This is a genomic window from Acinetobacter sp. TUM15071 (assembly GCF_008980925.1).
GTDB lineage: Bacteria > Pseudomonadota > Gammaproteobacteria > Pseudomonadales > Moraxellaceae > Acinetobacter > Acinetobacter dispersus.
On record NZ_BKGB01000018.1, the window covers coordinates 68,646 to 93,976 of the forward strand.

Genomic DNA, 25,331 nt, shown 5'->3' on the forward strand with positions numbered 1-25,331 from the left:
TCTAACCTAGTTCAATTTGCTGATAAGGATACAGTAATCCTTGTAAAATCTGTGCCTTATAATAGCCAAAAGTCAGTTTTTTGACCTGAATCTTTATGGTTCTTGGCGGAAGTTGTTGTATCCGCTGCAATACCCTATCACTCGGCCAAGCTTCACCATACAAACCTAAAGTAATGTGCGGACAATATTCAAGTGCTGCAATCTCTTCTGAAATATAGGCAAGTTGCTGACGAATTTGTGCTAGTACGCCCTGCTGATCTTTAATGTGTAGGAACAAAGCACTACTAAAGCTATCGATGTGCGTGATCTCCAGCTCAAAAGGTATGAGCTGTAATGCTTCAATTAGCTTGATCTGCTGCTGTAATTGTTGAATCTGAAAATCATCGTCGTATTGCTTAACAATAGGCTGCAAGAAACCGCAAACAAATAAAGTAATGTGATATTGGCGTTGCTGTGCAGGAAGCAATAGATCAGAAAATTGTGCCTGGATTTCATCTAAATATTGAATCAATTCAGGTTGGTCAATCTCTATATACCAAAGCCCATAATCTGAACGACCCAAATGCCATTCGGGATAATCACGCATTTCAGTCGCAATCAGTTGGGTCTCTGTTTGTAATAACACAACTTCAGCATCATAGATAAAGTTGTGTTATTCAAACATAAACTCAGATAGAAGTTAAGGTACTTTCACCGTGATCATTGCTGCTTATGCAGTAACAGGTTTCAACTCCTCCAACTGTGACAGGAATGCATTATCATTGAGTTGCGCCTGAATTCCGTGATAGAGCTGGTTTAACAAGGCTTTTTTCTGATTTTCAGTAATGTCCATATGCTCAATATTGGTCTGGACATGTTTTACAATCTTAATCTCATCCAGCCCAAGCATTTTCAGCGCATAGGCATAGCCATAAATTGCACCTTGCATTAACTTTTGATAAGGAAGTTGTTGCTGCACATGAGATTCTAAACTGCCTAAAACACGCTCATTCAGATTGAGTTTTCTAAGCGGATCACGGGCTACACGCTCACATGGATCTTTATAGGCAGCTCGGCAAGAATGCAGAAAACTTTCCGCCATCCGATCCAGTTCTTTGGCTTGGTTGGGAATCATATTAGCCAAACCCAATTTAACTTCGTTGACCAACTGCTCTGCATATTTCATGACTTTTGGATCGGCCATGGCGATACCAATGCTGTCATGTCCAAGTGTACTGGCATACCATGCCAACATGGCATGACAGCCATTCCATAGCCGATTTTTAATGATTTGAATCTCAGAAATCTGATCCACCAAAATCATTTGACGCATTTTGCTCAACAATGGACTGCGATTTTCCACGTAAATCGGCATATCCATTTCACTATGGAATAGGATCAAATCCATATTTTGTAGAAATTGCCCTGTTTGAAACTGCCCACGCATATCTTCTAAACAATGGGTAATCTGCTGTTCTTGCTTTTCAGTCAGAGTGGTTTCCTCTGAAAGTTCAATCGTTTCTGGATTGAGATCATTTTGATATTGTTTAAATAAATTGTGCTTGATATTAAGCTGACGATATAAGGCCTGATCCGTCAGTTTTGACACCATTCGATTGACCACGGTATCGCAAAAATAATGTTCACTTAAAATATGTTCTGCAATATCTTCATCCGTCATGGAAAGTAAGGCTTCACGGATATGTTTTAAGACCAAATACTTTGCACACACTTTATTCAGAATAATCAAAAAGGTAATGGGCTCATTATTGTCTGCATCTGCTGACATAAAACGAGCCAATAATCCCTTCGCAATCGTTTTGGCTTCAGACTCAATCGCCTGTTCTGGCAAACACAGTGCGATCAGGCTAGATTGCATATACATCTCTAACATCTGCTGTTCATTGTCAGCATCAATCACTGTGAGATTATCAATACGCTCATCATAGGAAGACTGACCATATCGAATACTATAGCTGCCAAAACTGTTCACGGACTCTAAATAAAGACGATTTCGAGTTGAGGCCAGAATCCGTTTTGGGCGTGTGTAACCATCCCAATATGACAAAATCTGTGCCACATATCCCCCACCAATGGCACCAAAGCCATGGATCCCAACAGTCAATTGATTGACACTTTGCGGAAATAATTCTTGTAATTGTGGCATACCCATTTCAGGGATATATTGATCCAAAGCATTCAGGCACTCATACATGTCCTGATAATAGAAATTTGCTTTAGAGAGCATATGATCATTGGGTTCTTTAATATCTTTGAATAAAATCGTGATACCGCCAGCATCATAGGCTGAACAAATCCCGTTTTCCGAATCTTCAAACATTAGACATTGTTGTGGTTGTAAATTTAGTTTTTGTGCCGCTTTTAAAAAGATTTCTGGATGCGGTTTACCTTTTTCAACTTCATCCCCACAAACCAACAAATCAAAAAATTTATAAACATTGGCATTAATTAGATATTCTTCTGCAATTGCTCGACGACTTGAGGTCGCAACTGCCATTTTTAAACCAGACTTTCTTAAACGTTCTAAAACTTGAACCAAACCTTTTTTAATCGGTACACCATTTTTACGTACAGACTCCAATTCCACCTCATCCGCACGGTTACGAATGGCAGTATAAGGAACATCTGTACCATAAAACTTTTGTGCTAACTGCTCCGATGCTTTGGCACTTAAGCCGAGACACTGCATCAAATATTCATCTGAAAATTCCTGTCCAATCAGCTCTTTTGATGCCTGTTTCAATGTCTGGAAGCGTAAGCGCTCGGTATCAAACATTGTTCCATCCATGTCAAAAAGTGCTCCTTGAACAGGATAATCATGAAAAATAAGCATCTTTACTCCTTTATCTATCTTGTTATGACGTTTTATAGGGTACATAAAAAATCCCGTTAAAATCCAAAACGTCAATAAATGAAATAAATTTGATTAAAAAACAACCTTAAATTATTTATTTCAGCCTATAGTTTACTAAATTTGTAAAGATTACTTGCATCCCGAATAAAACAATGATTGTTTTTTATCCAATATCTATTTATAAAATGCAATCTCCCTGAGTAATCATCACCCATAAAATAGATAGATAAAGTGGAAAAGTATAATATTTTTAATGAATTATCAAAATCCAATTACATACCAGCGATTAGCTACATCAGAATTGAAAAGCCGCAGATTGCGGCCTCAACATTCAAACTTCTACCCTATATTTTGCCTGAATCAGCAACATCAGAATCACACATAGCGATGGAATTGCCGCAATCACGAATAGATGTGTGATGACCAGAGATTTAGCCAGATATCCGCCAAATAACGGTCCGATCACTGAACCCAAACGTGCAATGCCAATACTCCAGCCTACACCTGTTGTACGCAATGAAACTGGGTAATAACTTGCAGATAGCGCATTAATCGCAGGCTGCCCACCGACAATAGCGAAGCCAGCAATAAAGATAACCACAAACAGCAAAGTAATATGACTGACAGAATAGCCAATCAAGGCAACGCTTACGGCAGCCACCATAAAGACAGGTACTAAAACCTTATAAAAACCAATCTTGTCAATTTTTAAACCCATCACAATACTGCCAATAGTACCGCCCAACTGTAAGGTTGAACCAACCATCAGCGCCTGATTCAAAGAGAGTCCTGACTCTTTTGATAAGGTCGGTAACCAGTTGGCGAGAAAATATAGACTGATCATATTTAGAATACTGATCACCCAGATCGAATAGGTAAAAAAAGCACGCTTATTTTTAAATAACTCCAAAGGCGACTTTTTGATTTTAGGGCCTGCGTTGCCGATTATTTTTGTTGCTGCATTGAGTTGTAATGCAGGATAAAATTTATTCAACCAGAATATAATTGTTTTCTCATTTTTTTTATTTTCATCTAAAAAATATAGAGATTCTGGCAACTTAAACAGCATAATAAAAAAAATGATTAAAGGAATGATTCCCCCAAAATAGAAAATAGCCTGCCATCCGCCTATGGGTGTAAGTAAAGCTGAGATAGCACCTCCCAACATGGCGCCGACGGTATAGCCACAAGAAATTACCATCATGGTCAAAATGCGATATTTATTGGGTACAATTTCAGAACTATAGGCCATGGCATTTGGCATGATTCCGCCTAAGAAAATACCCGTGATAAAACGTATGACAGCAAGCTGTTCAATATCTGCGACATGCGGTGTCCATAACATCAACAAAGAGAAAACCAGCGTAGAAATCAATAAGATCGGACGGCGACCAAAGCGATCTGAGAGTGAACTTAAGACAAAGGATCCAACAAACAATCCAAACAAACTGGCGCTAAACACCACACCCAACATGGTTTTTTCGACACCCCATGCTTCTATAATCATTGGGGCTGCATACGCCATGGCCTGAATATCATAGCCATCCATGATCATCAGTAATAAGCAGGTAAATAGGATAAATTTTTGATACGGCCCTACACGTTGCTGGTCAATCAAATCATTTAATGCAACTTCTTTCATGGTGATTCCTTCTCCATGTTGCTTTAGATATTATTTACAATCCAATATTACCTAATTCGTAATTCAATTATATTATTCGTAAATTAAACTTATAACAATATCTTATTTTGTTACTGCAAACACTTTTTAATTCTACATATCAATATATTATTTATTTTCAAAGTGAAGCATTCTCAATAAAAAAAACCTCAACACAAGTTGAGGTTTATATTGCATTTAATTCTGTTTAAGTCAGGCTTAAATCTTGAGACTGTTGCTGAATACGCTGTTGTTGCGAAGCACTATAATATTCACCAAACTTGTCGTAGAACGTTTCTCTAAAACAGTAATACAGCATTGCTGTTTTTTCTGGCATCGGAATTAAACGCTGGCTTTCGTAACAAAGATCAGCCACCACTGCTGCATAAGGTTTTACGGTATGGTCTGGCTCGCCTACAATTTTTTTCGCTTCAGAATTTTCAAAAATATAAAAGCTTAGTAAACGGATAGTTGGTCTTAAAAAACCTTTACCAAAAACTGATTTATCCCCAAAAAGTAAATGCCAACCCAAGTCGTTATCATCGCCTCCATAATAACGACCTAAACGATCACGTTTGCCTTCATAAATTTCGGTATACCCAACATCTTTGCCATCTACACCTACAATAAGTAAACGTTGATGGTCATCTGCCAACATTTTGTCAAAATAAACTTGTAGATCGAGTTCTGATTTATTTAATTGCCATTGTGGAATGACATGTGGTTCATGCATCCATTGGTGTAGCAAAGGAATATCTTGAGGATATTGTACTTGGCGTAAGTAATATTGAGTGCCGTCTTCATAATATTCAAAATAATCTGGGAGTTTTTGTGACAATGTAAGCATTTAGGAGGTCCTTGCTCTAGGTTTTAGATGATAATGATAATCAATTTTATTAAAACAGGAAGCATTCTTTTTCTTGTTTTTTGTTAATGAATCGCATCTAACAAAATCGCGAACAGTCATTAAATAACCTAAAATTTAACTGCCAGCCAAGGTAAAAATTAAGGCAGCGAGCATTGCACCCCACCAGATCTGTACAAAGTATTTTCTAAACAGATAGAAACCCAAGACCTGTAAAAAGAAAGCGGCTGGCAAAATGACAAATAACCAGCTTAGCGGGCCAACTGAACTGCCCTCATGCCAGTAATTTAATCCAAAAGAGCATGCTAAGAATATAAGGGCAGAAAAGGATAATAGCTTTCTACGAGCAGTATTTAGCCAAGCATATTGCAGTTGTTTCTGTCCATATTGACTGAGCATGCAAGCTTGTATAAATGCGGCTAAGGCCCAGAAGAGCGCGGCAAAACTCATTTTGGAGCCCCTGCAGGCTGATACTTAGACAGATAAAAATGAATTGCCCCGATATAAAGCATGCCAATCAGTAAACATGCGAGATCAACTCCGACCTGTGACCAGCGTGAATGGGTAATGCTCTGCCACAAAGACGCCTCAGGCACCATCACAAAACTACTGAGGGGGATCAAGAATAGAACCGCAGTAGTCGCTGTCAGTAAAAGAATTACAGTCGCTCGGGTATTCAATACCAGACTGATCAGTAAACTCAACAGCCAGGTGAGATAAAACACCGAGACTTCATAACTCCCCCTTGGTTCAAATGCTGCAGGTAATATTCGCCCTGCCAATAAATAACTGCCACAGGCAAGAGGCAACCCTAGGAAAGTAAAACAGTTGAGATGCTGTACTAGCTTGTAGCTGAAACGATGCTGCTCCTTAATCCTTTTTTTCTGCCATAGCAATGCGCCTGCGGCCAACATGACACAACCGACCACACCCATAACCGCCAAGATAAAACGTATCCAATTCGATGCAAAATACCCCAGATGAATACCATATGAAGATGATGCCAACTGTGCGATCGCACTGAGATTTCGAGGTTGAGCCAATAGTTCAGCCGTATTAGCAGAAAAAATATATTGGGGTGTATTTAAGGTGATAATATTTTTATAGTTATATTCAAACGTAATCATTGCCTCGGCTGTATTCGGTTTCTGCACTTCAAATTTATCTAAAATTGCCCCTGATTCTGTCTTCGCTGGTATTTGTTTTATAAAACTTTCAATAGGTTGCATGGTTGATACAGAAGATTGCTTTGGCTTTGCCAACTCCAGAAATTGCATTTCATTATAAAATTGCGGAATTCCAGCTTTACCATACTGTTGTGATAAACTCCAGGGTAAAACCAAATAAAATAGAATCAATAAGCCTGTAAAAGCCATCATCAAATAAAAAGGAAAAGTAATCACGCCCGTAATATGATGCAAATCAAGTAAAGATCTCTGGCCCTTAAAAGCCCTAAAGACAAAAAACTCTTTTATAATTTTTTTATGGGTGATTACACCCGTGATCAAACTAATCAATAAGATTAGAGAGACTATTGCAACAATAGAACTACCTATCTTGCTTGGCAGTGGATACAAGGTATAGTGCAGCTTAAAGAAGAAATCCCCTGCTAAGGTGTTTCGTACATGTTCTAGTAATTTACCTGTGTTTGGATCTTGCAGCTTTTGATACTTGCCATCCTGATCTTGCCACTGCAACACGTTGACTGGCATACGTTCATTCGCTACCGTCACACGCCAGCGGTTCGCATCAGGGGCATTTTGCTTTAAATAATCAAAAGCTATTTGCGCTGAGTGTTGGGTTGAGGGGATTTTTTCAGTTTGGCTAAGTACTTCAGGTTGAGCCCAAACATTAATTTCTGTCCGAAAATAAGCGATTGAACCTGTTAAGAAAATAAAAAAGATGACCCACAACACGATAATGCCAAACCAGCTATGTAAAATGGCTTGGATTTGACGAAAATTCATTTTAAGTCACTCCCCATACGTTGAGTAACCAATAGCCTGCAAGTAAGCATATACCGACAATATTTATTGTCCAAAACCACCGTTTAGAAATGATTGCACTCGTAAAAACAACGTAGAAGATAAAAAAGATAAAACTAATAAAAACGGCAAGATAAACATTTTCAGCTTTGGGAAAAGGCAACCATTCAGCCAAAACCAGACTCAGCCATGCGCTATAACAATAGGCTGCAAAACAGATAAAAAACACTCTGCGATAAGTAAAGTTAAATTTTTCTTGTTTTTCTAACTGACCCATCGGTTTCGCCCTAAATATCGAAAGCTCATATAGAAAGGAAGAAATATCTTTTTTAAATTATAAATATTTCTTCCTCGTTTACATTAGCAGCTAAATATTAGTAGCTGATCGTGTAGCTTAGACCATAGGTACGGCCTTCAGCTGGGATTGCCAATAATGGGTTCCCGTTCGATACTGCAGCTTGCTGTGCAAATACAGTATTGTATTGAAGTCCCCAAACGTTATATACACCAAAATCTACACGACCTTTCCATGCAGGGACATGTCCCAACACATCCATGGTGGCATAGCCCTTAATTTTTGCTGCAGTATTCGCATCAGCTTTCACGGCAGCCTGAAATGCTTTATCTGAACTTGCAGCCGCTGCTGCGACTAATTCGCGATCATCATTATAGGCCTTGTTTGTCCCTTTAATTGCTTGCATTTGGACACGAACACCATAACCCTCATCATTATCCCATTCAGCAAAAAGCGTTCCTTTCATTGGTGAAACTGCAAATGAATTTAGCTCATGCCACTTATTTGCCGCATCTTTATACTGCCCACTGGTATAACCTAAAGTACCACCCACCTTATAGTTATCCATGAATGGATAACTAATCGTAGCTTCTGCGCCATATACACGTTGATCCGTATCTACGATTTTAGCTGCTCGGTTATTAAACTGCACTGTCTTATCAGAGGTGTTATAGAAACCAGTTAAACCAAGATTTAATCCATCATCTTGATTTAAACGCCAACCTAGCTCATAACTATTTACAGTAATCGGCTGAAGGTTTGAGGTTGAAACTGTATAAGTCGATACATCACGCAGCATACGTTGTACATCTGGGAAGCTGAAACCCTGAGAAAAATTAGCATACACTTGCTGTGCGTCACTAAGTTTATAAACAGCACCTAGATTAAATAATGGTTTATCATCATGCGTTGAGCCAGCAGGAACCGTTACTGACTCTCGGCTAGGAATATAGGCATCTGTTTCTGCTTGAATATATTGATAACGAATACCAGCTTGAATGTTCAATTGATCACTAACAGCATAATCACCTTGAACAAATGTACCAATATTTTGAACTTCTGTATTAGGACCATATCCCTTACGTACACCTGTAGGTGTATAAACTAAATAAGGGTATTTTGTCGCAAGAATATCAATATATTGCTCGTCTTTTTCCCAGTCGTAATCAAGACCATAAGTTAATTTTAGATCTCTGTCGGCAACATTAAAGTCTGATTGCATAGTTGAGCGTAAACCTGCAACCTTAATTTCCGATTGAGACTGGTTCACAGAGGTTACGGCTTTTGTTGTTAAACCATATGGGAAAAATCTTGCTTTCTCATTACGATAATAAGCTTCAACATTCAGTACTTGGCCTAAGAAATCTTGGTTTTGATACTGTGAATTTATAGCATAACGTTCTGTAAATAAGTGATCACTCAGCTTCAAGCCTTTAATTGCTTTATAGCTTGGCTCACTCATATCATTACTAGTGCCTGTTGTAGGCAAATATGAATAATCTGGGCCGTAATCCGTATCTTGTTTGTCTTTATAATATTGTGCGCCAAAGCTTAAGCTTTGTTTATCCGTTAAATTGAAATTCAGCCGCCCATTCACATCAATGGTATCGGTGTCCATGGTACTACCTTGCCAAGGACTTAAAGAAATTCGGTTACCGTCACCATCAAACTGCGAACCACGACTTGTAAAATTAGCGCCTAAAAAGCCATCTACATTACCTTTATTAAAGGAAACTGACTGTCCAACCTCATACGCTAAACCATCTCCACGAAATGTATCTGATGAGGTAATTCCAACCTTAGTTTCAAAACTAAGTGGTTTTGAAGTATCAGCACGTTTAGTAATAATATTGATAATACCGCCAGTTGCACCAGAGCCGTAAATACTGGTTGCCCCTGAGATAATTTCAATACGCTCAATCATGCTTGGGCTAATACTATTCAGCTGGCGAGAAACATCTCGAGAACCTGTTTGCGAAACGCCGTCAATCATCACCAAAACATTACGACCACGCATCGTTTGACCATAATTACTGGTTGTACCGCTGCTAGGAGCAAGTGACGGAACAAGCTGCGCTAAGACATCTGCAACTTTACGTCCAGCCGTTGCCTGTTGTGCGATTTGCGTACGATCAATCGTCTGAACAGTCCCTGCAATTTCTGAAATATTCTTTGGTGTTCGGGTCGCAGTTACAACTATCTTTTCTAACTGAGCAACAGGTTTTTGCGATGATTCTGCTGTTACAGCAGCATCTCCTGACACAGTTTCTGCATATGCTTGCTGCGCAAACATGGCCATGACAGCAAGACAACATGGTGTCATTTTAAACAGTACTTGTTTTGCTCTAAACTCATTATTGACTTTCATTTTCTCGTTTCTCCAGAGCCCTAATATCACTCAAAAAATATCCAAAAGGCAGGCCATCATACTAAATTTAAATATTAATGAGAATGATTTTTATTAAAAATAGTATTCATCTATCCTTTCCTGTAAAAAGAAATTGTCTTTCTTGGTTTTTTCTTCTCGTTCAATGAGCTGAAACTGCTCCAAATAGGCATGAGCGACGTCTAATTTGAGAACAAATACACCATCGGCATCAGCGATTAACAAGTCACCTGATTGCACCGTACATCCATTGATATAGATATCGGCATTTAGCTCTACCAGACTTTCTCCTTCGTTCCGAGTGGTTAAGCAACTAACCGCATGCGCAAAAATAGGTAACTTCAGTTTTAGTAAAGCCTGACGATCTGTGATTGCTCCAAGTACGACAACTCCAGCCAGACCGCAATGAATTGCAGCAACACTTCTTTGCTCTCCCCAACATGCACGTTGCAAATCATGTCGAGCATCAATCAACAGTACTTCATTGGGCTGACAGCTCATTAGAACCTGTCTTAATTTGCTTGCATTTGTTGATTCAAGCCGCGCTGTTCTTACAATGCCTACCACCTGCTGTTCAGGAGACATGGGGAAAACATGTGGGATATGACCTAAATCTAAAACATGGCCAATTGTAGAGCTTGCAATCTCTTTATAAGCATCGACCAGTAACGCTAAATTATCGATTTGATTCATAAGCTCATCTCTTTGATTTGTTTTGGCTGTAACGGGCAATTTCGACATAGCTCTTGCCCTGCTTCTTCAAGCTGAAAATAGAAACAGCACTTTTGTCGCATATAAGTTTTTAATTCTGGATGCCAATTTCCCCAAAGCTTTGCAAACGGATTTTCCTGTAAATTAAAACTTTGTGCTGATTTCGCGTTTAACCATTCTTGTTGCTTTAATAGTCGTTCCTGCATCTCTTTGCTTAAATTCTGCTGTTGCAAAGCTCGGTAAAATTGTACGACTCGTACGGCAGCATTTTCCCAAAGCAATACATAAGAAACACGGCCAACTTTGGCAAATTGTGAAAATAATGCGCTTAATTGGTTCAACATGAACTCAATATCGTGGAAAGACAAAACTTGAAAAGATGAATAGGCCGAGTCAATCAGTTGTAAAGTTCTATCCCAATACCAGTTCTTAGTTAATTCAATCGCTAATGTTGAACTTTGCCATTGAACAAAGGGCAACGCTGCAGCCTGACAATATAAGGAAGGCAATATCCAGAGGGTTGACCAATATTTAACAAACAATGATGTCGCACACCTTAAGTTTTTGGCATGAATACGTGTCGCAAAATTTTGCAGTGTGTTTTTACAAACCTCATCATCCAGTAAATCAACCAATGTTGTTGTACCCATTGGAAAATTGGATATTTCCAGTTTTAGATTTTGCTGTAAAACTGAGAAAGTAGTGACTAACTCTGCTTGCACATCACGACACATATTCATATTTACTTTTACTGACCCAAAACGTGCCAAAGTGGATTTTGGGTTTGCCCTATTCCAGAAGGCATACTCCCGATACGGGTATCCTGTTCAAGTAAAGGTCGCAGTAACTGTTTATAAGGCCATTGCGGCGACTCAAATAGTAAAAGCTGTAACTGAGCCCGAATTTCTTCTGAAAAATTGAGATTTTCCAGTTGATGTTGTAACTCGGCTGCCAGCACTTGCCAAACTTGTGTTGCTGCAATTTGATAATGGCTGACCAAAGTATCGATAATGCACGCTAAGTTGACCTGTATCCCCAGAGTCTGGATATAAAACAGTAGCTCTTCGACTGAATCATGATAAAGCGTATTTCTAAAATCATGTGGACTTAAATAATCTGGATCATTTAAACCACTTTGAAGAACCCAAGGTAAATAAATACGTAATGAATCATGATCTCTGAACATCAAACCATCGAACTGACCATTTTTAAGGACGAGACACAGATTCTGCCCATGAATTTCGCCCATAAGACCTAGACGGAATAAGCGTAAATTGACCTCGAAGAAGCATGAACATAACTGCGCAAACTGATTCAGCACATTTTCCGTATTGGTTTCTCGTTTCTGTAATTGCAGAATATATTCAAAAATCGCAGGTTGTCCTGGAATAATGTGTCCTAGACTGGCCATCGGAATCAGTTGATAAGGCTGCTGCAATAATTCAACTGGAATATGGCGGCGTTGGGCTGCCAGATGGGTTGGCTTCTCTACAAACAGCCATTCATTGTCCGCACTTCGATCCTGTTGTTTTTCAGGTAAGTAAGACCACCATTGTGTTTCCTCACACAGCCATAATTTTTGCTGCAAAATCGGATCTTTGTGCTGGGCTTGGCGTAACAACTTCTGGTTTTTTTCTCCATTGATCATTTTCACGATCGGAAGAAAACGTAATGAACCCAGCGCCTTAATGCCTATCGGCAATTTTAGGCTTTCTTGTGGAATTTCCTCAGACAAAAGACTGCGCATCGAGGCACTGGCGTACATGCCTTTAGATACGAAGTTTAAAGGCTGGCAAATTCCTGCTGTAACATCCTCTGCGTAGAATTGCTGAAATAGATGTTGGTATTGCCATGGATGTACTGGCATTGCGATATGCGTTTCACTCAAACCACGTTGAAACATTTCCTGTTTTAATTGATGCCGCTCAGTACGATTGATAAAAATCTGGCTTGGCTGCTGGGTAAAGATATCCTCCACACCAGCACCAAACATCATTTTGTCTTTATGTACTGCAACCCAGTGAATACAAAGTTCTTGTGCAAATTCAGGACAATATTGCAAATATTCCTGTTGACTTAATCCCTCCTTGAGTTTTGCCAAAGGATGATAAGGTCTGTCTCTATAACCCGCATATTGTTCTAAAATCCGAAATACTCGTGCAGAATTTTGATCAAGTAAATCGTGCGCCTCAACTTGGTGTTGCTGCAACAAACTATATTGTTTTAAACATTGCTTGATTTGCGCTGAAAACTTTTCAAGTTTTTCAGTCTGACAATGTCGAAACAACCCCGTGGCTTGTAAATATTCAAACAGTTCAAATAATTCAATTGAATGAACTTGACTCTGATCATTGCTTCGTTCAACCAGTAAAACCTCTGAATCAGTAACAATACTCCACGGTTGAGCAATTCCCTTCTTGACCTCGAAAATAGTCAAGCGTTGCAAATTTTGCTCAGGTAGCAGTACAAAGTACTGCTGTTCAAGTGCTACCTTATAATGCTGTTTTAAGTCTAAACCGAACACATCAAATTCAGATTCTGCTGTTTTAAAATCAACAATAAATGACACTGGAATGAGTGATTCAGCCAATAAAGCATTGATAAAATCTTGTAAAATCGTTCTGTCTACTAACTGGTAGACAGGTTGAAGTGCATTCATAAATAACCTCACTTCACCTGTGCTTTGAAAGGCGCCAAAGGATTATCCACGAATTTGATCTGCATACTACGATCACCGAATAATCGACGTTTGGTCAGTGACTCAATCCGAAGTTTCTCGGCAAATACATCAAAAATCTGGTATCGCGCATTGTGTTCAGGATGTTGTAATTGATAGTCTTGAATGACTTCTGCTGCCCATTTCCAGAAATCTTGTTCTGCAACGTCACTGTTTTGATTAAGGAAAATTGCAATATCTGTCAAAGCAACAAAGAACAGACAAGCACAGCTAAAATCGCGAATACCGTCTAAATCATCCGTTAAAATAAAAGACATACTGTTGGTTTTAGCATGTTCAGGCGGTAACTGATCCAATTCAGGAGCTAGTTCTGGATGTGTTAAATGCGCAGGGCTGTAACGTACGCCATCGTGGAAATCTTTTAATAAAATACGCGTTGGCCAACCTTGCTGATGCACCAAAATGATATTTTGCCCATGTGATTCAGTTGCAATGCCTTCTGCAAAAAGTAAATGGATCAACGGAGTAATCACAACTTTCAGAAGCTGACGTGTCCATTGTTCAATGCCGTATTGTTGTAACCACGGTGCAATTAACGCCTGACCATCTTTTTGGATATGACTGACACCATTCAATGGAATTGCATCTTCACCATGACGTAAATATTGGTGCACACTTTCACGCCATAAACAGCCGATCGTGCCATAAGCCTGTTGTGCATGAGAAGCTGGCAAGCAAGTAAAATCAACGCTCAAGCCATATACTTCACGTAGAACAGCAAAATCTAATTGTTTCGCTGTTTCGTTCTGTTCAATCAAACGTTGCAGCCAGTCTGTAATAATTGGCCCGTTCATGACTGTATGTTTTGCCAAGATTCTCGAGCTAGACGTATTGGTCAAACTCATCGAAAGTTTAATATATGGTTTTTCTGGGTGCTGTAAATTAGTGACCGTGCGTAAGGACTGCTGAGCCAAATAACGATCCTGACTTTGTCCTAAATAAATAATTTTCTTGTCTACAATTTCTTCTGCAAAAATTGAAATTAAATGATTTTCCCACTGCCAAGGATGCACAGGAATCCAAATATACTGCGATGTATCTACACCCTGCTTTTTAAGCTGTTGCTGAAATTGGATTAAATCCTGCGAGTTGATCTGCTTCTTAAAGAATTCCTTGGTCTCAATACTGCCAGAATGATTTTCAGCAGTGATATCTTTGTGTACGGCCAACCATACCAAAGCGAGAGGCTGGGCAAATTCAACGCCGTAACGAACATTGTCTTGTAAACTAAAACCCACACGAGACTTATAACAAGGATGATATGGATGACCATCCATCAAGTACGACTCTAAAACATCGTATGGATATTGAATTGCTGGCAATGCATAGTTTTCAAAACAAACTTGAGACTGTAAGTCATGAATATAGGTACGTTTTAATTCAAAAATAAAATCTTCAACTTTTGCTGCCTCAGGAATAGCACGCAAGACTTCATCAATAACCTGATTTAAACGTGCAGGTTGCAGATTGCCCTGTTCATCTAGGCGTAAAACATCTTGATGACGATCAAGGCGAACCATTTTGTAACTGTATTTACGCTGACCTGGTGCAATATATCGAATCGTTTGTTGTTGACGATCTTGTACATCTATGATGAAGTTTTTCCCATCAAAATCAGCCGATATAATTTCTTCAAAAATGAGTGCTTGAAGTAATTGTTTAATGACTCTTTGCTCTACTTGCTTCGCTTGCTCAGGTTGTGGTTTCTGCCATGCTTGAAAAGTATTTTGAACAATATGCGTATTTGATAGAACTGGATGTAATTGTCCCATAATAATAATCCTATTTATTTAATTCATTGGTTTTGTGCTGGTCTGGAAAACGCCATGCATAAGGCAAAGCGCACAATATAAGGACAGTACAAAAGATAAAGATTTCCTGAGTCGCCCTAAAGGAATCGGTATTTGTATGGACACTGGTTTGAAAAATATCTTGGCGTAATTGCAAATATAAAGCTGCCAGTACAACGGCAACCGCAGCAAAAAGCCGACGAAATAGATTGTTCAATGCAGCGGCCTGAGTCACCAAGTACTGCTGTTGCTGGCGTAAGCTGTTGAGACCCGCTGTTGTAGAAGGCATATATGACAGGCCCATGCCAAGTCCATGCAGCAACATACAAAAAATGATGAACCATACATTTTGCACGGGTGCCCATGCCAATAAAGCAAATGACAACGCGGTAATCACAATACCTAAACTCATGAGTTTGGCTGCGCCATAACGATCTAAATATTTGCCAGCGGGTTGACTACATAAACCAGTAACCAGAGCACTGCTCATCAGTGCAAAACCCGTCCAAAGTGGGCTGAGCTTTAGGCCTTGTTGAATCCATAAAGGAATCAGCAACATACCGATAAACAAGCCAACTGTTTGAACAACACAAATAATTAGACTGAATCGAAATCCTTGTGTTGAAAAAAGTGCTGGTTCAATTAATGGACTAGTTTGACGTTTTTGGCTTGTTAAAAATTGCCAAAATGTTAAACCCGCTATTGTCAGGAAAAGCCAATACACTGGTTGGTATAAGTCTTCCAAATGATGAATCTGGCTTAATGTTCCCAAAAGCAGAACAATACTTACACCAAGATAAATAAAACCCACCCAATCAAAGGACTGACTGGTATTTGCTTTTTCTTTAGGTAGGTAAAGATATCCAAGTACCAATGCAATCAAAGCGATTGGTAAATTAATAAAGAATAACGCTTGCCAATTGAGCCAGACTAAAACCAGTGCACCTAGCATTGGACCAACCGCTAATGTCAACATAATCATGGCTCCCCATAATCCTGTTGCACTGCCTCTTTGCTCGCTTGGTGTTACTGAAAAAATTAAGCTCAACGACAATGGAATCATCAGGCCACTACAAAAACCTTGTAAAGCTCTAGCAACAAGGACCGACTCAAATTGATTAAACAAACCGCCAATTGCAGATGCCAAAGCAAAACACAATAAGGCGATTAAATAGGTTTGTCGTTTACCGAAACGCTGGCTGAAATAACCAGCGAGTGGCAAGCTAATGCTCATTGCTAATAAAAATGCAACGACCACCCAGCTTGCCCAAATCTCCCCAATCTGGAAATACTGCATCAGTTGGGGAATAGCGGGATTGAAACTACTGTTATTTAAGCTAACAGTACCCGTACCTAACATTACTGTGAGCAAGACATAACGCTGCAATCCGATTTGTGCGGATTGAGCTGCTGATACAGAAGACTGCTCCATACATATTTCCTCTGTACAACCTAGTCGATATGTTCTGAGAGTTTTAACTGTGAATAAAAACCCGTAGAGATAGGTCTAAGTTGTCCAGATTTATGAACAGCACGAGATAAGCCTGAATCAGCCAGTTGGGCGTGATTTCGACTTGAATGGTCTAGATGAGATTGATGAGAAATACCAAACTGCTGATAAGACTGAGCATGATCAAGTTTAAATAACTCTTTACTCAGCAGCTGATTGGCAATCGTGGCTGCTCTATATGCTCCCAAACCCAAGTCCGGAGTACCCACGCCATGATGGAAAACTTCCATATTCTGTAAGAAGATTCGCCCATCACCCTGATAATTCACTTCAAAATTAGCACTCACTTGCCAACGTTCTGCTCGATCAAGTGGAATCATGGACCGTATATTTTGTAAGAAAGCAGGTTTAGGATAGCGATAGCCTGTTGCCGCAATCACACAATCTGCATCAATGAGATAATTCTCATCTTGCTGACTATGATTAAAGTGCAATCGAACTTTTTGGTTTTCTAAAATCTCAGCATGTTTTAATTGATGATGCCCTGCTAGCATTACATCTGTAGCATGACCACCAATACTGCGATGATATAAACGTTCATAAATATCACGAATCGTCTTGCTACTGATTCCTTTATATAAATTCGCCTGCTGAACGGGTAATTCAGCTTTCAACGACGGCGGCAAGTGATAGAAGTAATGCATATAATCAGGACTAAAATGTTCTAGACCCAAAGGCGTATTTTCCATAGGGAAAAATCCAGCAGAACGCGTTAACCAGTGCAAATCAAAGTCTGGCGTTGCCTGCTTTTGTGCATACTGTCGATCAAATAAATCTAGAAAAATTTCCGCTGCCGACTGACCAGAACCAATTAGGACTACATTTCCTTTTAGCTTCTCAGGACAGTTTTTTAGATACTCAGCAGAGTGCAAACACTGTGTTGTTTTGGAATAGACTTGCTGTAGGCTTTCAGGTAAATGCGGTACTGTACCTATACCCAATACAAGCTGACGCGCTCGGTGAGTTTGCTGCTCGCCGTTTGATAATATTACAACCTCAAAACCACCTTTGATCGCCTGTACATCAAGAACTTGGCTACCAAATTGAATATTGCCGAGTTGCTGCACAACCCACTGACAATAGTGGTTATACTCTTGACGCGGAATAAATAAATTTTCACGGAAGTAAAATTTATATAGCCGCTGATGATGCTTCAAATAATTAAGAAAACTATAGGGACTGGTTGGTTCGACCAAACTCACCAGATCCGCCATAAACGGCACTTGTAGCAAGGCATTGGGTAATTGCATCCCCGCATGCCAATCGAAATTCTGTTTCTGTTCAAAAAATTGATATTTAAGATCACTTTTGCCTTGCAGCAAACTGGCAAGACTTAAATTAAAGGGACCCAGCCCTACACCAATAAAATCAAGCATAACTCACATCCTTCTGCTCTACGAACAGCGGATTTTGTAGCTGAACATACACAGACTGGTGTTCAACAGGTGCAATTAGCTCATCAAGCTCATGCAATCGAGTGAGTAAGTTTCCTTTATACGGCAAAGTTTCATTAAACAATAAACCCTGTAACAAGGTACTATCAGGATATTGCTGCAATAAATCTTGCAAGAAACCTTTGAGGTGCTCTAATAGTTCGTCTTCAGTAATAGAACCTGTTGCACCAATGGCATTGATGATTCCAAACAAGGTATTGCCAAAGAAATAATAGCTAAAACGTTCATCTACAAAATCTTTTGGGCCAACAGCAAAGGCTTTTTCTTTAAGCTCAGGCAAGGCTTGTAAAATTTCAGTGGCGAACTCTTCAATATAATAAAACCCTTGGTTGTCACGTAACCACAAGGTTTTTGGAAAATGATCTTCCAGTTCTAGCAATACATTCTGTTGATGTGATTCAAATGCCATACCGTAACGATGATAGAGATGCATTAAAGGTTGCAAGCTCACTTCAAGGAAGCGATTGAACCAATCTAAGGCAATTTCTGAAAGATTTGTCTCATGATTCGTTTTTGCAATTTTTGCAAATAGTGCATTAAATCGATTTAAAGCTTTATTTGGATGATCTTGGCACAACGACGCAATACAAGTCACCTGCTGCTGTGGATGGAATGGTTGATCTCTGAAAATACAAATACTTTCGTTTACCACTTCGCCATCAATTTTTAAAGCCATCCAAGCTGGATCATTGACTGCTTTTAAACTTGGACATTGCTTTAAAATATTCTGACCAAATTCACTATGCCATAAACGATGTGTAAGTTCGCCACGATGACATTCTTTCTCCAAATTCACACGAATTGAATTGGTAATCATCACAGATAGTGAAGGCTTCACCATCCATGGTGCGCTAAAACTCGCCAATGTTCGAATAGAGGTTGTCGGTGAAAATTGCCACCCCCGTAAACCTAAATCAATCAATTGTCCTGTTTGCTTTAAACGCTCAAACCACGGTTTGCTTTGTAAATAACGTGCCTGCCAAGGGTGTAAAGGGAGTAATTTATATTCGGCATGAGTTTTTAATAGGTTGAGATCATTTTCAGACAAATACCACTGTAGAGCTGTCTTCAGCTGAGCGGAAATGCTCTCATCTGTAGCACTACCTTCCGAAATATAATCTTGATGTACAAACCAATAATGGAGTTGGGTCTGCCCTTTATGCTCAGGTGAAAATTTTAACCAGTCCTCATGAACAAAACCTGTTCTACTTTTTGGCGCTGGGTGCATACTGTGGCCAAGAACCAAAGCTTGCTCTGTTTCTATAAAATTCTGACCTGCTTTTACAAGATCATCAAAATCGGCTTCACGCTGTAGTAAAAATTGCTGTAATGCATCACGACTTTGAATCCACTTCTCAACCAAAGATGCCGCATCTAATGGTTCAGAGGATTCACAAACTAATTCTTCAAGTAGTAACCCAACAATTGCAACTGGGCTGAATGGCTTGATTTGACCTTGGATAACAATTTGAGGGAGATCAGCTAAGCGATGTCGTCCGACTCGACTGACGTAGGATAAAGGGAAATTACATTGTGCTTGTATAGACTGGATAGGAATTGATAACAGCGTCAAACCTTGGCTAAACGCTTGTTGTTGGGGACTCTGCTGATTTTTATTTAGCAAGTTACCTTTGCCTGTTTCTTGCGTATATGCGTTGACGAAATGTTGTATCGCCAACCGATTGGCAAGTGATTGCATCAGACTGTATCCTATTATCGAGAGAGTTAAATTTATTTTTCGGAATGTTTTGGCCACAAACATGTCTTAACCACAAAACACTTACGATTAAGATAAAACTAATGATAATTATTATCATTTAAGATTTCAATTCCATAAAAGAACCTGAAAAAGATGACCTAATCCGTTGAATTAATTTGCTTTAGAGATCAATAGAGTTTAAGAAAGATACAAAAAGATAATAATAATTCTCATTAAATAAAATGATCATTCCTTCGATGACAATTGCTTTTGTAGATTTATAAAAATTAAAGATAACAATTACTTATAAAAAATGATACGCAAGTACCTTGTTTAATCTAAAAGATCAAAGAAACCTGCACCCAGCAATTTAGCAAGTTCCTGAGGGTCAAGGCCAATATCTAATCCCCTCTTTCCACCGCTCACATAAATTTTATCAAATGTCGCCGCCGTTGAATCGATGACTGTCTTCAGGCGTTTCTTTTGCCCTAGTGGGCTGATCCCTCCAACCAAATACCCAGTTAAACGTTCGGCATCTTTAGGATTTGCCATTTGTAGTTTCTTGCACCCGACTGCAGCCGCAACTTTTTTTAGATTGAGTTGATGATTTACAGGCAAAATTGCAATGAAATAATTTTTTTCGTCTGTCACCATCAAGGTTTTGAAGACTTCTTCAACATTTAAGTTCAACTTTTCTGCAGCTTCTAGCCCAAAACTTTTTGCATTAACATCATGTTCGTATTCATGAATTGAGAATGCTATTTTATTTTTTTCCAATAGTTTACAAGCTGGTGTCATATCTATTCAGTATTTTTGATGTCGGAATAAAAGTGGGATAAGTGTAACATTTAAAAATTAAAGATTAAATTTGCTTAGGCTATTTTAGATATAATTCTATTCTTGATAATTACTCAAACAACCTCATATATTGGCTAAAGGTGAAACATACAGGCTCAATTCCTATATGAGTTATAAGCATAATAATTTAATGGCCATGCGTCAGAATTATTGGGATGATGAATCATCCACGACCATTCAAGCTGAAAAGCAGTTTCTAAGAGAAATATTGGTCGCTGAAGGTATTTTCAAAGATGCGACTTTAGACGACACCAAGTATTTTTTCTTTACACTCCCCAGTATTATTATTGTCAAAGCTTATTCCGTTGGCTTTCATCATAGTGAAGTTAAACGAATGTTAGTGAAGCATATACATAGTAATAGAGCAGCGTTGATACGGAAATCTTCACTCAAAATTCAGTTTAAAATTTAGGACAGATGTATAGCAAATATCAAGTAAATGCGAAATCTTTACTTAGGCTATTTTTATACAACTGCTCTATTGCACAAATTTAGACTGATAATTCAAGAGATTGAACTATTTTAATACGTTCAAAAGCTGTAATATTCGCTACAATTCAAGTCTCGGCTTTCAACTCTCCGGTTTCAGCATAGGATTTTTCTTTCATGTCAGATCAGAACGATAAGCTTAAAAATCTAAAAACCTCGTCGGTGGATCGTCGCTTATCTATTGCAAAAGCTTCTTTACTTGCTGGAACTCGTTGGGCGACTGCAAATGCCACGTCTCTTTTCTCAAGCGAAGAAGAAAAAGAGAAGAAACGTAAAAAAGCCATGGCTGAACAAGCACATTATTTAGTTTCTGAAATTGGGAAATTAAAAGGTTCAATTGTCAAGATTGGCCAAATGATGGCTTTATACGGTGAGCATTTCTTGCCTGAAGAAATTACTCAAGCCCTAAATACACTCAATAATCAGACGGTTGCATTGGCTTGGCCTGCTATCAAAGCTCATTTACAAGAACAGCTAGGCTCTAAATTAGATGAGCTCACAATTGATCATGAACCTATTGGCACAGCTTCACTTGCTCAAGTGCATCGCGCAACACGTAAATCTGATGGTTTAGAGCTAGTTCTTAAGATTCAATATCCAGGTGTTGCTGAAGCAATTGATTCAGACATGAATCTATTTAAGAATATGTTGAAATTGACACGTATGGTGCCACAAACGCGCGAATTTGATCAGTGGTTTGATGAAGTCCGTGAAATGATGCATCGTGAAGTCGATTACGGCATTGAAGCTGCGACCACACGACGTTTTGCTGAACGTTTAAAAGATGATCCACGTTATATCGTGCCTCAGATTGTTGACGAATTTTGTGCTGAAAAAATTCTTTGTATGACCTTTGAGCGCGGTGTTCCAGTCAATAGTCCAGTGATGCTCTCTCTTCCACAAGAACGCCGCAACCAGTTAGGTGAAGCATCTTTAGAGATTGCAGTACGCGAGTTGTTTGAATGGGGCGAAATGCAGACCGACCCGAACTTTGGTAATTACCTCGTTCGTTTAGGTGATGGCAATGAAGTAAAAGACAAAATTGTTTTACTCGACTTTGGTGCAATTCGTCAGTTTGATAACAATTTACTGTCCGTGGCTCGTAACTTGATTCATGCAGGTTATGACCATGACAAAAATGCAATGGTTAAAGCCATGACAGGCTATGAATTTTTTGATGGTATGCCAGAAAGTGTTAAACCTGGTATGGCGGATGTATTCTTGATTGCTACAGAAGCATTTAGCTGCCCAAGCAATAATCCAGATATGCCTGCAGGTATTATGGATGATCAAGATCGGTATGACTGGAAAAAAAGCCAATTGCATAGCCGTGTAATGCAACAGGCAGGACAATCCATGGCTTCTCGCTATTTTTCGGTTCCACCAAAAGAGTTTATGTTCATTAGTCGTAAATTCATTGGTGCTTATACCTTCATGACCGTGATTGATGCAAAAACCAATGTACGGAAAATGATTCCTCAATTTGCTTGATACAGCGTAAATCTTTTTTAAAGACCAGCCCAATTTAATTGTGCAGGTCTTTTTATTTTTATATGAGGCTAATTGATGAATTAAAGACTTTCCAAAAACAATATAACGCGCTTAAGCACAAGGTTCTGGTATTGTTTTAATTTCATAAGGTAAACCGACATAATTTTCGGCTAAAGTCGTCTTACCCGCAGTAGACCCAAGAATGTAGCTTAGCTCAGCCTGTTTAATTTTATGCTCAAACTCCGTTTCGGTTTCAAAACGATGTAACAAGTGCGTCATCCACCATGAAAAACGTTCAGCCTTCCAAACACGCTGTAAGCACTTTTCTGAATATTCGTTAATGCCCTGATCTGAACCTTCAACAAAATATTGAATCAATGCAATTGAGAGATAAGCAATATCAGAGGCGGCAAGATTCAATCCTTTTGCACCAGTCGGTGGAACAATGTGTGCTGCATCACCTGCCAAAAATAACTTTCCGAATCGCATGGGTTCAGTGACGAAACTACGCAACGGTGCAATACTTTTTTCGATAGATGCACCTGTTATTAGGTTATCTCGACTTTCAGCATCTAGACGCGATTTAAGTTCCTCCCAAAATCTTTCATCTGACCAATCCTCGACCCGATCTGTCAATGGCACCTGTAAATAATAACGGCTACGGGTTTCTGAACGCATACTACACAATGCAAAACCACGTTCTGACTGTACATAAATCAACTCATCGGCAACAGGTGGTACATCGGCCAATATGCCTAACCAGCCAAATGGATAGACTTTCTCAAAGGTTTTAATCTGGTCTTCTGGAACACTGGCACGACACACACCATGATAACCATCACAACCTGCAATAAAGTCACAATTAATTTGCAATACCTGTCCTTGATATTCGAAATAAATCTGAGGTCGTTCATAAAAATCTTTGACCTGTACATTTTTAGCTTCATAAAAAGATCTAAGTTGTGCAGTTTCACGCGCAGCCATTAAATCTTTGGTGACTTCGGTTTGACCATATACCGTAACTTGCTTTCCACCTGTAAGCGCAGATAAATCAACGCGGTGCTTCTGTCCGTTGGTGAGGATCTCAATGCCTGAATGTGGCAATCCTTTCTCTTTCAGATGTTGATCGACGCCTGCTTGTTTGAGTAGATCAACTGAAACCTGTTCAAGAATTCCAGCACGTATCCGCGAACTTACATAATCTGCACTCCTTTGCTCAATAATAATATGCTCAATACCTGCTTTATATAATAGCTGCCCAAGTAGCAATCCAGCTGGGCCTGCACCTATAATCGCGACTTGTGTTGTTAAAATCTCCATGACTTCATCCTTGCACTATCCTGACTTTTAACTTACTGCTTTAAAGATTTGTAGACGATATATCCAAGTCGAAAATAACCGTTTATCATTTCCTTTGTCCGAATAGCGGACAAAATAGCAGAATAATAGGAATGAAAGCATGACCACTATGGATGGTTTTTTACAGCACCCAAATTCACATGAACAAATACGTCAGGAAGACTATATTGCAGGTCTAGCAAAAGGCTTGGCCTTACTTGAAGCATTTGGCATTGATCGACAACGTTTGAATGTTACTCAAGTTGCAGAACGCACGGGTATTAGTCGAACCGCAGCTCGACGGCATTTAAAAACTTTAAAATACTTAGGCTATTTGGAAACCGATGAACATTATTTCTGGCTGACCCATCGTGTATTACGTCTCTCAAGTTCTTATCTCAGTTCTGCTCACTTACCTAAAATTGCCCAGTCATTCTTGAATCTATTATGTGCCCAAACGTCTTTAGCCTTCTCTTTGGTCGTTTTAGATGATAATGAAGTGGTTCCAATTGCTCGAAGTTATCTTCCGCAACATGATAATTTACGGGTTAGTCCCTATGGCATGCATTTAGGTAATCGCTTACCTGCACACGCAACCTCGACAGGTAAAGTTCTTTTGGCAGCACTATCTGAACAAGCTCAGTATGATTGGGTTAAAAGCTATGGGCTAAAACGTTTAACGCCATTCACCATTTTGGATGAATCAAAGTTTATAGATGTATTAAAAACCATTTCCCTATCAGATTATTGTCTATCCAAAGAAGAACATGAGCTTGGCGTAATTGCGATTGCAGTTCCCGTTTTCAATGCGCATGGAAAAGTCATTGCAGCCTTAAACTGCATGTCTCAAACCAATCGTGTACAGGACGATTATTTGATTCATCAAATCTTACCGCTATTACGCAACACAGCCAATGAACTACGCAATGTGATTTAAAATTATGGTGCCTGCTTTAAAACTTTTCTCATCTTTCTAGCTGCTTTCATACTGCGCTATAGGCTTACTGATGCTTAAAAAGTATTCATATGCACTTTAAGCATAAAGTGCCAATTTTATAAACATAAAAGGAATTTTTCAGATTTTAAAAAGAAAAATAAATAAAGCGATATCTAAATAAATATCAAATTCTTATGCATCAACATCTTTTTTAAAGGTCAATTTTCCAAGCGAAAACGATCCAAAATAATTTGACAGAAAATTTAAAACAT

Annotated in this window: 20 protein-coding genes; 3 read left to right on the forward strand and 17 right to left on the reverse strand. The window is 39.0% G+C overall.

The genetic code is table 11. The annotated features are described in order from the left end of the window. Position 1: 1 nt before the first annotated feature. The 16 genes from GBI66_RS15855 to ybaK all read right to left on the reverse strand — a co-directional run bounded on the left by GBI66_RS15855 (position 2) and on the right by ybaK (position 20,744). Entirely contained in the window at positions 2-625 is a 624-nt protein-coding gene (locus GBI66_RS15855; protein WP_151716752.1) for a 2'-5' RNA ligase family protein, read from the reverse strand. 84 nt (positions 626-709) lie between these two features. Then, positions 710-2,833: a bifunctional mannitol-1-phosphate dehydrogenase/phosphatase gene (gene mtlD, locus GBI66_RS15860; RefSeq protein WP_151716753.1), complete on the reverse strand. Its 2,124-nt coding sequence runs from the start codon at positions 2,831-2,833 to the stop codon at positions 710-712. Positions 2,834-3,185: 352 nt separating this feature from the next. After that, on the reverse strand, positions 3,186-4,496 hold the full coding sequence (locus GBI66_RS15865) for an MFS transporter (RefSeq protein ID WP_151716754.1): 1,311 nt from the start codon (positions 4,494-4,496) through the stop codon (positions 3,186-3,188). Positions 4,497-4,722: 226 nt separating this feature from the next. Further along, the gene (locus tag GBI66_RS15870; protein ID WP_151716755.1) at positions 4,723-5,361 is read right to left on the reverse strand and encodes a GNAT family N-acetyltransferase; all 639 of its coding nucleotides are present in this window, start codon (positions 5,359-5,361) and stop codon (positions 4,723-4,725) included. A gap of 135 nt (positions 5,362-5,496) precedes the next feature. Next, entirely contained in the window at positions 5,497-5,829 is a 333-nt protein-coding gene (locus GBI66_RS15875; RefSeq protein ID WP_005188781.1) for a hypothetical protein, read from the reverse strand. Next, the gene (locus GBI66_RS15880; RefSeq protein ID WP_151716756.1) at positions 5,826-7,346 is read right to left on the reverse strand and encodes a PepSY domain-containing protein; all 1,521 of its coding nucleotides are present in this window, start codon (positions 7,344-7,346) and stop codon (positions 5,826-5,828) included. Before GBI66_RS15880 ends, GBI66_RS15875 begins: the two co-directional genes overlap by 4 nt. 1 nt (position 7,347) lies before the next feature. Beyond that, a complete protein-coding gene (locus tag GBI66_RS15885) occupies positions 7,348-7,641 on the reverse strand; it encodes a hypothetical protein (protein WP_151716757.1) in 294 nt (97 codons plus the stop codon). A gap of 97 nt (positions 7,642-7,738) precedes the next feature. Then, complete coding sequence (locus GBI66_RS15890; RefSeq protein ID WP_151716758.1) at positions 7,739-10,027, reverse strand: TonB-dependent receptor; 2,289 nt, start codon at positions 10,025-10,027, stop codon at positions 7,739-7,741. Between the two features lie 93 nt (positions 10,028-10,120). Then, on the reverse strand, positions 10,121-10,738 hold the full coding sequence (locus GBI66_RS15895) for an RraA family protein (protein WP_151716759.1): 618 nt from the start codon (positions 10,736-10,738) through the stop codon (positions 10,121-10,123). Continuing rightward, a complete protein-coding gene (locus tag GBI66_RS15900) occupies positions 10,735-11,496 on the reverse strand; it encodes a (2Fe-2S)-binding protein (RefSeq protein WP_151716760.1) in 762 nt (253 codons plus the stop codon). The genes GBI66_RS15895 and GBI66_RS15900 overlap by 4 nt, the downstream gene beginning before the upstream one ends. Positions 11,497-11,504: 8 nt before the next feature. Next, complete coding sequence (locus GBI66_RS15905) at positions 11,505-13,415, reverse strand: IucA/IucC family protein (RefSeq protein ID WP_151716761.1); 1,911 nt, start codon at positions 13,413-13,415, stop codon at positions 11,505-11,507. Positions 13,416-13,423: 8 nt separating this feature from the next. Beyond that, entirely contained in the window at positions 13,424-15,265 is a 1,842-nt protein-coding gene (locus GBI66_RS15910) for an IucA/IucC family siderophore biosynthesis protein (protein WP_151716762.1), read from the reverse strand. A 10-nt stretch (positions 15,266-15,275) separates the two neighbouring features. Further along, positions 15,276-16,715, reverse strand: coding sequence for a DHA2 family efflux MFS transporter permease subunit (locus tag GBI66_RS15915; RefSeq protein WP_151716763.1), 1,440 nt, complete (start codon positions 16,713-16,715; stop codon positions 15,276-15,278). 20 nt (positions 16,716-16,735) lie between these two features. Further along, positions 16,736-18,169: a lysine N(6)-hydroxylase/L-ornithine N(5)-oxygenase family protein gene (locus GBI66_RS15920; protein WP_151716764.1), complete on the reverse strand. Its 1,434-nt coding sequence runs from the start codon at positions 18,167-18,169 to the stop codon at positions 16,736-16,738. Continuing rightward, positions 18,162-19,946, reverse strand: a complete 1,785-nt coding sequence (locus GBI66_RS15925; protein WP_151716765.1) for an IucA/IucC family siderophore biosynthesis protein — start codon at positions 19,944-19,946, stop codon at positions 18,162-18,164. The genes GBI66_RS15920 and GBI66_RS15925 overlap by 8 nt, the downstream gene beginning before the upstream one ends. A gap of 333 nt (positions 19,947-20,279) precedes the next feature. Next, positions 20,280-20,744: a Cys-tRNA(Pro) deacylase gene (gene ybaK, locus GBI66_RS15930; RefSeq protein WP_005188825.1), complete on the reverse strand. Its 465-nt coding sequence runs from the start codon at positions 20,742-20,744 to the stop codon at positions 20,280-20,282. A gap of 166 nt (positions 20,745-20,910) precedes the next feature. Here ybaK and GBI66_RS15935 point away from each other — a divergent pair, with 166 nt between their 5' ends. Then, complete coding sequence (locus GBI66_RS15935) at positions 20,911-21,216, forward strand: hypothetical protein (RefSeq protein WP_005188827.1); 306 nt, start codon at positions 20,911-20,913, stop codon at positions 21,214-21,216. Between the two features lie 194 nt (positions 21,217-21,410). Then, positions 21,411-22,784 carry an AarF/ABC1/UbiB kinase family protein gene (locus GBI66_RS15940; protein WP_151716766.1) on the forward strand — a complete coding sequence of 458 codons (1,374 nt, stop codon included), beginning with the start codon at positions 21,411-21,413 and terminating at the stop codon, positions 22,782-22,784. A 111-nt stretch (positions 22,785-22,895) separates the two neighbouring features. Here GBI66_RS15940 and pobA read toward each other — a convergent pair whose 3' ends face one another. Then, positions 22,896-24,104, reverse strand: a complete 1,209-nt coding sequence (pobA, locus tag GBI66_RS15945; protein WP_151716767.1) for a 4-hydroxybenzoate 3-monooxygenase — start codon at positions 24,102-24,104, stop codon at positions 22,896-22,898. A gap of 139 nt (positions 24,105-24,243) precedes the next feature. Here pobA and pobR point away from each other — a divergent pair, with 139 nt between their 5' ends. Continuing rightward, positions 24,244-25,059: an IclR family transcriptional regulator PobR gene (gene pobR, locus GBI66_RS15950; RefSeq protein WP_151716768.1), complete on the forward strand. Its 816-nt coding sequence runs from the start codon at positions 24,244-24,246 to the stop codon at positions 25,057-25,059. Positions 25,060-25,331: the final 272 nt, after the last annotated feature.